13 protein-coding genes are annotated in these 15167 nt (G+C 44.6%); 8 read left to right on the top strand and 5 right to left on the bottom strand.

Annotated features, from left to right (window positions below; translation table 11 throughout):
• Window positions 1–84 precede the first annotated feature (84 nt).
• From NM125_RS04270 to NM125_RS04255, 4 genes are all read right to left on the bottom strand, one after another.
• Entirely contained in the window at window positions 85–591 is a 507-nt protein-coding gene (locus tag NM125_RS04270; RefSeq protein WP_255133195.1) for an FKBP-type peptidyl-prolyl cis-trans isomerase, read from the bottom strand.
• Window positions 592–770: 179 nt separating this feature from the next.
• Window positions 771–2189 (bottom strand): NAD(P)(+) transhydrogenase (Re/Si-specific) subunit beta, encoded by a 1419-nt coding sequence (locus tag NM125_RS04265; protein ID WP_255133193.1) that lies wholly within the window; start codon window positions 2187–2189, stop codon window positions 771–773.
• Window positions 2186–2482, bottom strand: coding sequence for an NAD(P) transhydrogenase subunit alpha part 2 (locus NM125_RS04260; RefSeq protein WP_255133190.1), 297 nt, complete (start codon window positions 2480–2482; stop codon window positions 2186–2188). The genes NM125_RS04265 and NM125_RS04260 overlap by 4 nt, the downstream gene beginning before the upstream one ends.
• Before the next feature lie 48 nt (window positions 2483–2530).
• Window positions 2531–3649 (bottom strand): Re/Si-specific NAD(P)(+) transhydrogenase subunit alpha, encoded by a 1119-nt coding sequence (locus NM125_RS04255; protein WP_255133188.1) that lies wholly within the window; start codon window positions 3647–3649, stop codon window positions 2531–2533.
• A 291-nt stretch (window positions 3650–3940) separates the two neighbouring features.
• On the opposite strand from NM125_RS04255, the gene trxB reads away from it, so the two are divergent.
• Complete coding sequence (gene trxB, locus NM125_RS04250) at window positions 3941–4918, top strand: thioredoxin-disulfide reductase (RefSeq protein ID WP_255133186.1); 978 nt, start codon at window positions 3941–3943, stop codon at window positions 4916–4918.
• Between the two features lie 77 nt (window positions 4919–4995).
• On the opposite strand, the gene NM125_RS04245 is transcribed toward trxB, so the two are convergent.
• On the bottom strand, window positions 4996–5442 hold the full coding sequence (locus tag NM125_RS04245; protein WP_255133185.1) for a DUF4342 domain-containing protein: 447 nt from the start codon (window positions 5440–5442) through the stop codon (window positions 4996–4998).
• A gap of 92 nt (window positions 5443–5534) precedes the next feature.
• Here NM125_RS04245 and NM125_RS04240 point away from each other — a divergent pair, with 92 nt between their 5' ends.
• The 7 genes from NM125_RS04240 to NM125_RS04210 all read left to right on the top strand — a co-directional run bounded on the left by NM125_RS04240 (window position 5535) and on the right by NM125_RS04210 (window position 15158).
• The gene (locus NM125_RS04240; protein ID WP_255133183.1) at window positions 5535–7076 is read left to right on the top strand and encodes a YifB family Mg chelatase-like AAA ATPase; all 1542 of its coding nucleotides are present in this window, start codon (window positions 5535–5537) and stop codon (window positions 7074–7076) included.
• A 58-nt stretch (window positions 7077–7134) separates the two neighbouring features.
• On the top strand, window positions 7135–7506 hold the full coding sequence (locus tag NM125_RS04235) for a four helix bundle protein (protein WP_255133181.1): 372 nt from the start codon (window positions 7135–7137) through the stop codon (window positions 7504–7506).
• Between the two features lie 290 nt (window positions 7507–7796).
• On the top strand, window positions 7797–10232 hold the full coding sequence (priA, locus tag NM125_RS04230) for a replication restart helicase PriA (protein WP_255133180.1): 2436 nt from the start codon (window positions 7797–7799) through the stop codon (window positions 10230–10232).
• A gap of 87 nt (window positions 10233–10319) precedes the next feature.
• A complete protein-coding gene (locus tag NM125_RS04225) occupies window positions 10320–12239 on the top strand; it encodes a CBS domain-containing protein (RefSeq protein WP_255133178.1) in 1920 nt (639 codons plus the stop codon).
• Window positions 12240–12271: 32 nt separating this feature from the next.
• Window positions 12272–13414: a succinylglutamate desuccinylase/aspartoacylase domain-containing protein gene (locus NM125_RS04220; protein ID WP_255133176.1), complete on the top strand. Its 1143-nt coding sequence runs from the start codon at window positions 12272–12274 to the stop codon at window positions 13412–13414.
• 107 nt (window positions 13415–13521) lie between these two features.
• A complete protein-coding gene (gene scpB, locus NM125_RS04215) occupies window positions 13522–14319 on the top strand; it encodes an SMC-Scp complex subunit ScpB (protein WP_255133175.1) in 798 nt (265 codons plus the stop codon).
• Window positions 14316–15158 (top strand): pseudouridine synthase, encoded by an 843-nt coding sequence (locus NM125_RS04210; RefSeq protein WP_255133174.1) that lies wholly within the window; start codon window positions 14316–14318, stop codon window positions 15156–15158. Before scpB ends, NM125_RS04210 begins: the two co-directional genes overlap by 4 nt.
• The last annotated feature ends 9 nt before the right edge of the window (window positions 15159–15167 follow it).

The following is a 15167-nucleotide window of genomic DNA, read 5'->3' as shown; positions in this document are numbered from 1 at the left end:
AGTGAAAGAAAGGAAATCCCCGGATGCCGGTAAAATCAATAAAGCTTTAAGCTGTGATAGGTTTTGTTTATTGGAAGGAAAAAACTAAAAAACCCGGGCCAGGCTGACTTCAAAAATAAGGTTGGCGTTAGGTGGGATATCATCCCCGGCGCCCCGGCTTCCATACCCATAAGAGGATGGCACGTAAAGGGTAATGCTTCCGCCTTCGTCAATTAAAGGAATGCCAACCTGCCACCCTATGATCAGTCGGCTGAGGGGGAAGGCTACGTTCTTACCGTCACTGTCATCAAATACACTGCCGTCCGAAAGCAAACGTCCTTCATAACTGATCGTAATTTGGTCGCAAAGGGTAGCTGTTTTACCGTCACCGGGCTCATTGATCACATAACGCAGGCCGGATTCATGAACTTCAGCTTCAATGTTATTTTCGGTGAGATAGGCTTCAATTTCATCGATATCTAACTGCAGCTGGGCCTGATTTACAGCCGTGTTGGGCTTTTGATTGCAACCGCTGTCATCAGAGCAGGAAACGGTGACAAAAAACAGAAACAGTACCGGAATAAATAGTCGGATAAATTTGGTAGATGGCATGTGTGATAATCTAAAAATCAGTTTGTCTTGGAATGCTGAAATGAAAAGATAAGCGGTTCTGCATTAAGAAGGGTAATTATAGATGGAAAAAATCACACCGGCACCAAGCGTACTGGTAAGTGTTTGAGATTTGTTTAATCTGCGATAATTTGCAAAATCAGCGTTATCTGTTTTCCATTCTAAACATCATTCAACGCTTCATTCAGAGCTTGCAAACTCTTCTTGGCATCCCCAAAAAACATCTGGTTCTTCTCGTCATAAAACAACGGATTATCGATGCCGGCATAACCGGGGCTTAAACTTCGCTTAAATACCACCGTTCGTTTGGCTTCATCCACATTAAGTATAGGCATGCCATAGATGGGGCTGCCGGGCTCGGTTTTAGCGACAGGATTTACGACATCATTGGCTCCAATCACCAATACCACATCCGTCGATTTAAATTCCGGGTTGATTTGATCCATGTCCAACAGCTGGTCGTAGGGAACGTCCGCTTCGGCTAAAAGTACGTTCATGTGTCCGGGCATGCGACCTGCTACAGGATGAATCCCGTATTTAACCTGCACACCGCGCTCTTCGAGTTTTCCGGCCACTTCTTTAATAACATGCTGGGCCTGAGCAACGGCCAATCCATATCCCGGTACAATGACAACCTTTGAAGCATACGCAACCTGAATAGCTAAATCTTCCGCAGAGGTTTCGCGAACGGTTTTGTCTCCTTCTTCGCCACTTGCAGTTCCGCTTGTTTCACCTCCAAAGGCTCCAAATATGACGTTGGTTAACGAGCGGTTCATGGCCTTGCACATAATTTGGGTGAGGATGAGTCCGGCCGCTCCTACAAGAGCTCCGGCAATAATGAGGAGGTTATTGCCAATCACAAAGCCGGCCATAGAGGCGGCAATGCCTGAATAGGAGTTAAGCAGGGAAATAACAACCGGCATGTCTGCACCGCCAATGGGGATGACAGAGGTGATTCCAATCAATAGTGAAAGCCCGAGAATAATCCAGAAGATGGTTTGATTAGTGGGATCGAAAGTGAAGACTCCGATCAGAACCACCACACCAATCATGGACCCGATATTAATAACGTTCAGTCCTGGAAAGGTGATGGCGTTTCCGGAAATAAATCCTTTCAGTTTACCAAAGGCGATAAAACTGCCGGTGAAGGTTAAGGCTCCGATGAAGATGCCTAAGCCTGTGGTAACCAAACTATCCGGTGACATAACGGTGGGATCGGTCAGGCGGGAAAATTCTCCCCAGGCGACTAATGCTGATGCACCACCACCAAATCCATTAAACACAGCTACAAGTTCCGGCATGGCTGTCATAGCTACTTTTTTGGCAAGCACTGCGCCGATCAAACCGCCAATAACTACACCGGCTACAATCCATTCAAAAGAAATAATTTGCTGATCGAAAAGAGTGACGGCAATACCAATTAACATCCCAATAGCTGCATATTGATTTCCCTTTCGGGCTGTGGCGGGAGAGTTCAGCAACTTCAACCCGCGAATAAAAAAGAAGGTCGCAATCAGGTATATAATCTGGATAACATCGGGTACAAAAGGCAAAAAGCTTTCAGGTAAAAACTGGCTCATTTGTCATCCTCCTTTTTCTTGAACATCTCCAGCATGCGGTCTGTAACCATAAAACCGCCCACCACATTAATAGTGGCAAATACGATGGCAACAAAACCGATGATTTGACTCATTTGAGAATCCACCCCCGAGTGGCCGGCAACAATTAGCGCCCCTACAATGGTGATGCCCGAAATGGCATTTGCCCCAGACATAAGCGGGGTGTGCAGGGTTGGAGGTACTTTTGAAATGAGTTCAAACCCAATAAAACAGGCCAGAACAAAAATGAATAAAGAAAAAATTAAAGCTGACATAGCAGTATGAGTTTTGAACTTCGAAGTTCGGTGTTCCTTGTTCGATGTTTATTTCAACATTGGACTAATGGTTTTGCCCTGATGGGTGATGGTGGTTTTAAGCAGAATTTCGTCTTCAAAATCAAAATCTGCTTTTCCTTCTTTAATAAGAAGATTTAGTAAAGCGTACATATTCTTTGAATAAAGCTTGCTGGCATGATGAGAAAGTCGGCTTGGCAGATTTACAGGTCCCACAATTTTAACATCATGTTTGATGACCGTTTTCCCGGCCTCGGTCAGTTCACAATTCCCGCCGTTTTCAGCAGCTATATCAACGATCACAGAACCCGGGGCCATGTCTTTCACCATCTGCTCGGTGATAAGAAGTGGTGCTGGCCTGCCCGGTATCAAAGCAGTAGTGATGATAATGTCTGATTTCTTCGCGTGCTTATGTATGGCTTCACGCTGGAGGTCTTGCTTACTCTTATCCAGCTCTTTGGCATAGCCTCCTTCGGTCTGTGTGTCTTCCTCGCCAAGTTCAACTTCAACGAACTTGGCACCCAGACTTTCTACCTGCTCTTTTACTTCCGGGCGGATGTCAAAAGCTTCAACCACAGATCCCAGTCGTTTGCAGGTTGCAATGGCCTGAAGTCCGGCAACTCCGGCACCTAAAACCAGTGCTTTGGAAGGCGGGATAGTTCCGGCGGCGGTCATCATCATGGGCAGATATTTGTCGAGCTCATTGGCCGCGATCAGAGCAGATTTATAACCGGCAATGGAACTCATGGAAGACAAGGCATCCATATTCTGTGCCCGTGATATGCGGGGGATGGCATCCATCCCAAGCGAAGAAATTTCCAGTTCTTTGAGCTCTTCTACCAACTCAGGGTGCTGAAGAGCCCAGAGGAAGCAAATGAGAATGGTTCCCTTCTTTAACTTCTTAAGTTCTTCGTTGGAAGGAGTTTGAATAGTAAGGAGGATGTCAGTTTGGGTGAGAATTTCATTCCTGCCGGACACTACCTTAGCTCCTGAATCTTTGTAATGTTGGTCTAAAAAGTTGGATGCAAGTCCGGCATCTTTTTCAACCCAGACATTAAGCCCCTGTTTAATTAGTTGGTCAGTGACTTCGGGTGTAAGCGCAACCCGACGTTCATGTTCAGCTGTTTCCTTTAAAACTCCAACAATCACTTTTTTATCCTCCGTTAAAACATTTTGATTAACATAATGAAATCGGTGAATATCACAAATGCTATTGGGAGCGCTTTTTTATGGGAATTTAAAAGTGACTTATCCTATTTGAGCATGGTGTCTTCAGGTAAGTAAGAACTCGGGTTGGAAATGCATCTCTAAAACGAAAATAGAAGGTGACACTTTGAGGTTTTAGCATAAGCTTGATCTATGAATTCGATAGAGAATTAGACAGATTATTTTGTTCTCAAAACCTTATAATTGGAGTCGAATTAACTAAAGATTTGAGATATGGAAGATATTGCCGGAAAAACATTTGACGTTGTAATTGTAGGAAGCGGGCCCGCAGGTTTAACTGCTGCTTTATATGCAGCCAGAGCCGATTTAAGCCCATTGGTATTTGAAGGTCCTGAGCCCGGTGGTCAGCTTATGACCACCACCGATGTAGAGAATTTTCCCGGCTACCCGGAAGGAGTAATGGGCCCGAAAATGATGCAGGACTTCCGAGAGCAGGCTACCCGCTTTGGGGCTGACTGCCGGTACGGTTTTGTATCTGATATCGACTTCAGCAAACGCCCCTATAAAATCACTGTTGATGAAAAAACCGAGGTGTACGCGAATGCAATTATTGCATCCACCGGCGCTTCAGCTAAATGGCTGCACCTTGAAAGCGAGCAGAAGCTGAGAGGGAAAGGCGTATCAGCATGTGCAACTTGCGACGGTGCATTCTTCCGCGACCAGCATGTAGTTGTAGTTGGTGGCGGTGATACAGCCATGGAGGAAGCCACCTTCCTGACTAAATTTGCCAGCAAAGTTACTGTCGTTCATCGTCGGGATGAGCTGCGTGCTTCCAAGGCAATGCAAACCCGCGCATTCAACAACGACAAGATTGAATTTATGTGGGACAGCGAGCTGATTGAAGTTCTTGGTGATCAAGTTGTGGATGGGGTGAAAATAAAGAATAGTAATACTGGCGAAATAACAGAATTAGAGGACGTAACCGGCGTTTTTGTAGCTATCGGTCACAAGCCAAACACGGATCTTTTTAAAGGTGTGGTGGAAATGGATGATGTCGGCTACATCAAAACAAAAGGTCAATCAACCGAAACCGACCTACCCGGATTGTTTGCTTGCGGAGATGCCATGGATGCCGTTTATCGACAGGCAGTAACTGCAGCAGGAACCGGATGTAAAGCCGCTCTTGATGCCGAACGCTATTTAGGTGAGCTTGAAAGCGAAGAAGCCATCGCCGAATCTCATTGGAAGTAAGTGATATGGTGATAAATTAACGAGTGATGAAGTGAGCTATGTTCTGCAATTCAATCACTTCATCACTTAATTACTTATCACTTCTTTTTCTTCCCAACCGTTTTTTCTTCCTTTTCCTCTTCTTCTTCGGAGTCCGAATCTTCTTTTTTAGACTTTGACTTGGCTTTCGGCTTTTCTTCTTCCGACTCGTCCTCATCTTTGATGTCTATAAATTCAGCATCCACCGAATACTCATCATCATCGGTAACTTCCCGTTCCACAATAATCTGGTAATCGTTGATGAACATGGCAAACATCCCGATGGCTGAAATGACGGGTGCCATCGCTCCGATAAGTGCAGCCCCGCTTACCCCAAAAGCCAGCTGAGTCTGAAATTTAATTTCGCCTTCCTTGTCCTTAATAATCAGCTTACGGGCGCTTCCTTCTTTAATCAAATTCCGGATCTGCTTTATCACCTCATTTACGCCGCCCTGTATTTCCTGATAAATGGTTTTTGCCTTCTCTTTAGCTTCTTCTTTTTTCATGATATGTATGATTTATGAAATTTTTTTGTAAGGAATTGGATTCTCACCGCTCTAACTACGTAAACACAATAAAAAAGATTCAGGTACAAAACATGCTTTCAAGAGTTTACTGTGCATCCACAGTGGGGGTGGATGCAAAAATTATTGACGTAGAAACACATCACACCAATGGAATGGTCAAGTTCTTTTTGGTGGGATTGCCGGACCGCGCCGTAAAAGAATCAAGAGACCGGGTAGAAGCAGCCATCCGGAATACGGGCTCTTATTATCCATTGGGAAGAATCACCGCAAATCTGGCTCCGGCCGACTTACCTAAAGAAGGAAATGGATTTGATCTGCCCCTCGCCATCGGAATTTTGAATATGTCAGGGCAAATCCATACCGACAAACTGGACGATACCGTAATGCTGGGAGAGTTGGCACTGGATGGAAAAATACGTCCGGTCAAAGGAGTACTTCCGGTTGCCGTTGAGGCTGCCAAAAAAGGATTCAAATACCTGGTGGTTCCCAAAGAAAACGGCGGAGAAGCAGCAGTTGTGGAGGGGATTGAAGTGTTCCCTTTTGAGCATCTGAACCAGGTGAAAGACTGGCTCGAAAACCGCGGAAATATCGATCCATTGAGAAGTAATGTGCAGGAATATTTTCATCAGAATGGGAAACACAATCCGCTGGATTTCAGTGATGTCCGTGGACAGGAAAATGTAAAAAGAGCCCTGGAGATTGCTGCTGCTGGTGGACATAATGTAATTATGGTAGGTCCTCCGGGTTCAGGAAAAACCATGATGGCCCGCCGAATACCAACGATTCTGCCGCCGCTGACTTTGGAGGAAGCTCTTGAAACAACCAAGATCCATTCGGTATCGGGGATTCTGGAATCGGGAAAAGCACTGATTACTAAACGTCAGTTTCGGTCTCCTCATCACACGGTATCGGATGTGGCTTTGGTGGGAGGGGGGAGCATTCCCATGCCCGGCGAGATTTCGATGGCGCATAACGGAGTGCTTTTTTTAGATGAACTACCGGAGTTTAAGCGAAGCGCCCTGGAAGTAATGCGCCAGCCGCTGGAAGATGGCAGCGTATCCATTTCAAGGGCCCGAATGAGCGTGACCTATCCGAGCCGGGTGATGCTGGTGGCTTCGATGAATCCTTCCCCATCAGGTGACTGGTATGATCCACAAGAAATGAATGGCACCAGCTCGATGCAGATGCAAAGATATCTGAGCAAAATCAGCGGGCCGTTGCTGGATCGGATTGATTTGCATATCGAAGTACATAAAGTGAGTTACGAAGAACTATCGGGGAAGGCAAAAGGGGAGTCTTCTAAAGATATTCGGGAGCGGGTAGTGGAAGCCCGAAAAATTCAGTCCAAACGGTTTATGGGGATGAAAGGTGTTTATTGCAATGCCCAAATGAGTACCCGTACCGTCCGGAAAGTCTGCAAGCTGGATGATGCCGGCTCATCTATCCTCAAAAAAGCGATTACTTCCCTGGGACTTTCGGCCCGTGCCTACGATCGTATCCTGAAAGTATCAAGGACAGTAGCCGATCTGGATCACTCCGAAGAAATCAAATCAAACCACGTGGCTGAAGCCATCCAATACAGAAGCCTGGACCGGGAAGGCTGGCTGGGGTAGAACACTGAACAAGGAACATCGAATGTTGAACTTTAAACTATAACTTAAACGAAGACTTATGAGAAATGTGAAATATGATTTACAGGAAAGGCTGATAAATTTTTCAGTTATGGTACTGGAAATTGTTGATCAGCTGCCCAAAACAGTTATGGGAATCCATTTTGCTAAGCAATTAGTAAAAAGTGGAACATCACCGGCATTTCATCATGGTGAAGCTCAAAGTGCGGAATCAAGAAAAGATTTTATTCATAAACTGAAAATTGGCGCCAAAGAACTTAGAGAGACGCAGGTAAATATTTCTATTCTCAAAAAGAGAAGAATACTTGCTGACCTAATCTTGGATGAAATATTGAAAGAAAACAATGAACTCATTGCAATATTTGTGAAGAGCATCCAAACAGCAACGCACAACCTTAGAAAAGAAACTTAAACGTTGGGTGTTCCTTGTTCAATGTTCACATGTTCATGTGGTGTTTGGAGAGAATGATTTAATTAAGATTGCAGTTGATGAAACTAAATCTGTCATCAGCGGTAAATAGTTAGACAGGAGACGGTTATGAGAAACAGAACGGCATATTGGAGAGGCGGACTGGTATTTAGCTTACCGGTACTTATTATTCTGATTTATTTACTAGTGGTTCTATAAACTGGTTGATTCAGGCGTTGAAATTGGATAAGCTTTCCTTCCTTTATTCATGAAATCAAGATCACACCGATATTTTGTCCATTTTTGTTGATGTAGCTTTACCGGCAGCGGTCCGAAAGCAGTTTACTTATCACGTGCCTAAAGAGCTTATGGCTTCTGTACAGCCCGGGCAGCGCGTGTGGATACCATTCAGAAACTACTATGCCATTGGTGTGATTGTCGGTGTTCACAATCAAACTCCTTCTTTCAAAACAAAGCCCCTGCGAAAAATACTGGATGAGGATCCTCTTCTGTCGCAGGAGCTTTTGAAGCTTACCCAATGGATTTCAAGGTTCTATTATAGCAGCTGGGGAGAAACAATTCAGGCTGCTCTGCCGGCGGGTTTGAACTTCGTTTCCCGCAAATACCTGAGAGTATCTGAATCGGTTGATGATGCAGGATTGAGCGAAGACCAAAAGGAAATTATTGAAGACCTTCAACAATCAGAAACAACGCTGAATGAAGCCAAGAAAAGGTATAAGGGAACGGGTTTAAATAAAGTATTCTCAAAGCTGCTTAAAAAGAAAGTAATCGAGATTTGGGAAGAGCCAGACCTGAAGGTGACGGTAGCTACAGAGCGGCAATGGATATGGGCTGAAGGAAGAAATGAAGAATCGGTACAAGCGTTTTTAGAAAGTGACGATGCTAACAGTGAATTGAAGTGGATAGAAGCACTTTCATATATCGCTGAAAGAATTCCCATTCGGCAATCTGATATTTCAGAGGAGTCGGTTCTAACCTCATACACCCTAAAAAAACTGCGTGATGAAGGCTGGATTACCTATCAGGATGTGGAGAAGAAAACCGAAATCGATCACCTATCTCATGAACCGGAATCCATAAAAACCCTAAATGAGGATCAGGAAAAAGCCTTTGAGAAAATAAGTGAATCACTGACGAAAGAAGAGTTTGCCAATTATTTACTGTTTGGAATTACAGGGAGTGGAAAGACCGAAGTATATATCCATGCGCTCAAACAAGTGGTGGAGAATGGTAAAGGCGGCATAGTGTTAGTTCCTGAGATTGCACTTACGCCGCAAACGGTATCCCGGTTCTACCGCATTTTTGGTGATCAGATTGCTGTTCTACACAGCCGAATGACAAACCGTGAACGGCTGCAGGCCTGGAAAGATCTGAATTCAGGGAAAAAGAACATCGCCATTGGGCCACGATCAGCAGTGTTTGCTCCGGTACAAAATCTGGGGCTTATTATTCTGGATGAAGAACACGACAGCTCGTACAAGCAAATGGATCCCGCTCCCAGGTATCATGCCCGGGAAACGGCGATTGTGAGAGCCCGGGAAAACGACGCTGTTGTCATTATGGGGTCGGCTACGCCAAGCATGCAGGCATTGAATATGGCGGCCAAAGGGAAGTGCGAAATGTTGGAACTAAAAAAACGCCATGCCGAAGCAAAGCTACCCGAAGTGGAGGTGCTGGATCTAAAACAGTATAAAGGAGCTATGCGAGGCGAACTGGCGGTTCCTCTTTTTATGGAGATGGAAGAAGCTTTAGAAAAAGGAGAGCAAATTATCTTGTTGTACAACCGGCGCGGCTATGCCAGTTATCTGCAATGTGAAGATTGCGGGCATATCCCCCAAAGCCCGGAATGTTCGGTTAGCCTGACGTATCACAAGCGTAAAAACCTGCTAATGTGCCATTACTCAGGGTATTCCCGCCGTGCCGATACCAACTGCGAGCATTGCGGTTCTCCAAACCTGAAAGTGCAAGGATCGGGAACGCAAAATATCGAAGAGCAACTCGGAGATTTGTTCCCTGAGGCAAGCGTAATCCGGTTTGACCGTGATTCCACCTCCCGAAAAGGGGCTCATGAACAGATTCTGAATACATTCGGGGAAGGTGAAGCAGATATATTAATTGGAACTCAATTAGTGGCCAAAGGACTCGATTTCCCAAATGTAACGGTGGTAGGGGTGATTGATACCGACACGGAATTGGCCTTTCCCTCATTTCAGGCAACAGAAAGAATGTACCAACTGCTGAGCCAGGTTTCAGGAAGATCGGGGCGAGGAGAGAAGGCCGGCACCGTATTTCTTCAAAGCCGGCAGCCGGAAAATCCAGCTATCCAGTTTGCTAAAAAACACGATCACCGGGGATTTGCACGACAGGAGATGGAATTCAGGAAACCGCTTTATTACCCGCCTTATTCACGCCTGATACAGTTTGAGCTTAAATCTACAAAGGAACAAGAGGTAAGTCAGGCGGCCCACCAGCTAACCTCATCAATTGGGAGAGTGGTTCCTGAATTAGCTGTTTTGGGGCCTTCGCCGGGTGCCATTCCCTGGATGAATAAGAAGTACATTTGGGAGGTAACGCTGAAGATTGATCCCGAAAAAGGAGCGGGTTATATCGAGGCAGTTGTGGAGAAAATTATGGGAGTATATGAAGCAGAAACCAAAGGTAGATTCTCATCGGTGAGGGTAAATGTAAACGTGGACGCCATTCAGTAAAAAAGGCCCTTCAAAAAACTTGCAAAAGGGTACGCAAAGTCGGTATTTAAGGGTGAATGAAATTCAACCCATCTAACGGAACAGACTATGGGAGAAGAGCGCGTAAAGCTTGCTGATGATAACGAACAGGTGCAGAACTTCATGAAGCACGTGTTCCGCGATATGCGGGCCTTGAAAACCATGCTTGAAAATGACTGGTTTGAAACCGATACCATAAGAATTGGGGCCGAGCAGGAGCTTTGTATGGTTGATCCGAATGGCAAGGTGTTTTCAAAGTCGATGGAAGTTCTGGAAAAACTTGGAGACGGAAATTACACCACTGAGTTTGCCCGCTTCAATCTGGAAATCAATATGGAGCCGTTGGAATTTACCGGCAACAGCCTTTCACAGATGGAGCATGATCTTCATGAAGATGTGGAGCGTGTTAGGAAAGTGGTTAGAGAGATGGGGGGCGATATTTTACTTACGGGTATTTTGCCAACCATCCGAAAGATGGATGTGGATATCAAAAATTTAACCCCGCTCCAGCGTTATGAGGCTCTGTGTGAAGCGATTAATAGACTGAGAGGTAAAGAGTTTGAACTTCGCATTCAGGGGATGGATGAGTTGCTGATGAAATTTGATTCTCCCTTGTTGGAAGCTTGCAATACCGGGTTTCAGGTACATTTACAGGTTAAGCCTGATGAATTTGTAAACCGATACAATATTGCACAAGCGGTTACCGCTCCCGTTTTAGCCTGTGCGGTAAATTCCCCCGTCCTATTCGGGAAGCGCCTTTGGGCAGAAACCCGGGTAGCCCTTTTTCATCAATCCATCGATACCCGGCAGGTGGGAGAGCATCTGCGGGACTCAAGTCCACGTGTAACCTTTGGGAACCAATGGTTGGAAGACAGTATCCTTGATATTTATAAGGAAGATATTTCCCGATACCGCGTAATGCTGAGTGCAGAAGTTGAGGAAGAAGTGGAAAAACTTATGGAAGAAGGAAAGGCACCAGAGCTTATGGCGCTTAAAGTGCATAATTCTTCGGTGTATAGGTGGAACAGGCCTTGTTATGGTATTAGTAACGGAAAGCCCCATTTGAGAATTGAAAATCGAATATTTCCATCGGGACCCACAGTTGTAGATGAAGTGTCAAATGCAGCTTTTTGGCTGGGGCTGTTGAATGGATTTGAAGATGAGTACAAGGATATTACCAAAGAATTGGATTTTGATAACGCCCGGATGAACTTTTTTGCAGCATCCAAAATGGGTCTGGATACCAAATTTATGTGGACGGGTGATCGGAAAGTATCGGCGGTTGATTTGATTAAAGACGAACTGTTGCCGATTGCTCGAAATGGGTTGAAAAAAGCTGACATCAATTCTTCTGACATTGACACCTACCTTGGTGTGATAGAGGAGAGGGTGAAAAGCGCACAAACCGGATCCTATTGGGTTGTTAAATCTTATGGAAATTTAGTTAAAGAGAGTAACAGAGATCAGGCACTTACAGCCATCACTTCAGCGATGATGAAGAATCAAAACAAAGGAGAACCTGTTCATAAATGGGGGTTAGCGAAATTGGAAGATTTGGAAAACTGGAAACCGTCATCCCTGATGGTTGAAGAGTTTATGACTACCGACCTGTTTACCGTTCATAAAGATGATATACTCGAATTTGTTGCCAACCTGTTAGACTGGCGAAAGATCAGGTATTTACCCGTAGAAGATGATCAGAAGCACTTAATAGGGTTGATCACCATGAGGCAATTGCTGCGTGAATACTCAAAAGCTGAGGATGCAGGTGAAGACACAGGCACTAAAACCGTAAGCGATATCATGCTTCAAAATCCTATTACGATTCACCCGGAGGCATCTATAATGGAGGCTATGAGAATACTGAGGGAACAAAAGATTGGTTGTCTCCCGGTAGTGAAAAACAGCCGGCTTATAGGAATAATATCGGAGGGTAATTTTATGAAGATTACCATTCGTCTTCTGAAAACACTTGAAAACCAAAAATAATTATCAGCACCGAAGTATTGACCGTCAACTTAATGCACAACGAAAAGGAAACAGAACAAAAAAAGGACGATACAAACAGGATAATATGGAGTCATGAAGCAGAAGTAGGTCCCATATTTGTGGTTTTTGCGGGAGTGCATGGAAATGAGACGGCCGGGATAAATGCTTGCAAGCAGATTGCCAATGCCCTTGAATCCATGAAAGGTGATATGCAGGGTTCGGTGTATATGATAAGCGGTAATAAAACTGCGATAGAAGAAGGGGTAAGATATATAGATTTTGATCTGAACCGAATTTGGAACGAGCTTGACTCAGGTTCCGATGAATTGCGTGAATCAGCTGAATGGAAGGAGGCCCTGGAAATAAGGGAGATTATTAAGGGACTGATTGGCAGATACAGTGATGATATGAAGGAGATTTACTTCATTGATTTACATACTACATCGGCTAAAAGCTGTGCATTCATTCCCTTTAATGATACGCTTGAAAACCGCAGAATTGCCTTGCGGTTTCCGGTTCCCCAAATACTGGGAATCGAAGAATCTATACACGGAACATTACTCAGTTATATCAACGATCTGGGTTACCCTGCGATTGGTTTTGAAGCAGGCAGCCACACCGACCCACTTTCAATCGAGCGAACCGAAGCCTTTCTTTGGATATATCTCGATTACGTCAACATTGTGAATCTGGGAATTAAGGAGCTAAGGCAACTTGAAGAGAAACTAAGGCCTGAGTCGGATATCCCCATCAAATACTATGAAATTGATCATCATTATATGGTCGAAGACCCTTTAACTTTCAGGATGAAAAAGGGGTATGTAAATTTTGACAGCATACGGAAAGGAGATTTTCTGGCTTATGACGATCATCAGAGAATTAATGCCCCTGTATCCGGATTCATATTTATGCCTCTATATCAGAAGAAAGGAAATGACGGCTTTTTTATTCTTAAAGGACGTTCACCTTTCTGGCTCGAAATATCTTCGATTTTCAGAGACAGCTTCCTTAACAACTATCTGCATTATCTGCCCGGGGTAGAAGAATTTCAACCCGGTGCTTATTCCGTAAATCTTACCATTGCGCGGTTCTTCGTGAAGGAAATTTTTCACCTTCTGGGCTACAGAGTTATCAGAAAGGATGAAAACAGGTTGATTTGCTACAAACGTATATAATCTTTCACGGCACAGTTTTTTGTTAGCTCTTTATTAGGCTGTATATTAAAATCTTTGTCAGCCGGCATTTTGAAAGCCGGCAATTTTGAATTTTATGACCACTTTCGATGAGAAACGATTATGAATTTGTTGATGGCACCCGGCTTTCATCGGTGATTGAAGCACTGATTTTTGCCAGTGAGGAGCCTATTCCCGGTTCTAAAATCCGGGAAATCATTGTTGATAATGAAGAACAGATTGAAATTACCGAAGAAACGGTATCTGATTTCGTTGACAAGCTGAACGAACGCTATGATGAAAATGGACTGAGCTTTCGTATTCAGGCGCTGGGTGGGGGGTATACCTTTGTCACCCAGAAGAAATATCATTACTGGCTCAGCATCTTTCAGCACGAAAATGCCTACCGGAAGCTGTCGCAGTCAGCGATTGAGTCGCTTGCCATTGTGGCCTATCGCCAGCCCATCACCAAGCCGGAAGTGGACCAGATTCGCGGTGTTGACTCCGGGTACATCTTGCGACAGCTGATGGAGAAAGCATTGATTGAAGTTTCCGGCCGAGCCGATAGTCCCGGAAAGCCGCTCTTATACCGAACTACAAAGCATTTTCTGCGTCATTTTGGAATTAACTCGGTGGATGAATTGCCGAAGCCACGCGAGATCGATGAAATTCTGAAGGATGATGATATGGCTGAGCATCGTCAGTTATTGATGGAGCGTCAGCTTATGATGGAGGAAATGAATGATGAAGATGAAGAAGTTACCAAAGAAGACGTTGCCGAAGAATTGCTGACCGAATACCAGGAAAAGAAGGCAGTCAGAGAATCAGAAGAACATGAAGAGGTTGAGGAAGAACAAGCTCAGCCTGAAAATGAAAATGAAGAAAGAGAAACTAACGAGGAAGAATGAGTAACCATAAAGGTGGAAATAAATCAGGAAAGAGAAGACCCAAGAATAAGGCGGACTCTAAAAAAGCAGCCACCGTTGATCAGAATTATTCCAAAGACGAAGAAATCAGGTTGAATAAATTTATAGCCCATGCCGGGTTTTGCTCCCGCCGTGATGCGGACGAGTATATTTCTGCGGGTAAGGTTCAGGTTAATGGGCAAGTAACTACAGAGTTAGGAACTAAAGTCAGGCGTAAAGATTCTGTGGTGGTTGATGGCCAAAACCTGAGTTTGGAACCGTTTGTGTATCTGCTGCTTCATAAGTCCAAAGATGTAATTACTACAACAGACGATGACCGCGACCGGACAACGGTAATGGATCAGATTGAAGATGCCACCGGTTATCGCGTATATCCCGTGGGCCGGCTGGACAGAAACACCACCGGGTTACTCGTGCTGACTAACGATGGCGACCTGGCACATCGGTTGATGCACCCCAGTTATGAGGTTCGAAAAACCTATCAGGTTTCCACAGAAAATCCTCTTTCGGAAGGGCAGCTTGAACAGTATCTCGAAGGTGTTGAACTGGAAGACGGGATCGCTAAGGGATATAACATTACCCAATTTGTGGATGACCCATATACCTTTGAGATGTCAGTTTTTGAAGGCCGGAACCGATTGATTCGCCGCATGGTAGAATTTCACGGAACAGAAGTAACCAAACTCAAACGGATTGAATATGCAGGACTCACGCTAAAAGACGTTCCGATGGGGAGATGGAGATATCTTCGCCAAAATGAAATTAATAACCTGCGAAAATTGGTTAAGCTTGAGACATTAGACTTTAATAAAGGCAAATAAACACATATT

Origin of the sequence: Gracilimonas sediminicola (genome assembly GCF_024320785.1) — a bacterium.
In the GTDB taxonomy this organism is placed as follows: domain Bacteria; phylum Bacteroidota; class Rhodothermia; order Balneolales; family Balneolaceae; genus Gracilimonas; species Gracilimonas sediminicola.
The sequence above is the reverse complement of the archived record's forward strand: the minus strand, read 5'-3'. Positions and strand labels throughout refer to the sequence as shown.